The organism is Halomonas sp. SIMBA_159 (genome assembly GCF_046536035.1).
Classification (GTDB): domain Bacteria; phylum Pseudomonadota; class Gammaproteobacteria; order Pseudomonadales; family Halomonadaceae; genus Vreelandella; species Vreelandella venusta_A.
In genome coordinates this window covers 1-279 of the sequence record NZ_JAWJBT010000369.1, presented here as the reverse complement: position 1 = coordinate 279, position 279 = coordinate 1, and the positions used below count along the sequence as shown (strand labels likewise).

Here is a 279-nt window from a genome sequence, read left to right as displayed (position 1 = left end):
ATGCAGACCGAGTTTTCGCTGGCCCAGCTGGCCGATCCGGACGTCAAGGATGCCGACGAGATCCTGCGCAAGTGCACGCACTGCGGGTTCTGCACGGCGACCTGTCCGACCTACGTGCTACTGGGAGACGAGCTGGATAGCCCGCGCGGCCGTATCTACCAGATCAAAAAGATGCTGGAGGCCAACGAGACGCCGGACGAGCGTACGGTGCTTCACGTCGATCGCTGCCTGACCTGTCTGTCCTGCATGACGACCTGTCCGGCGACGGTGAACTACGCC

General features: G+C 62.7%; 1 protein-coding gene. It reads left to right on the top strand.

Annotation, left to right across the window (positions count from 1 at the left end):
- A partial coding sequence (locus tag R0J87_RS19655) for a 4Fe-4S dicluster domain-containing protein (protein WP_498888358.1) occupies nt 1-279 on the top strand: 279 nt, incomplete at both ends.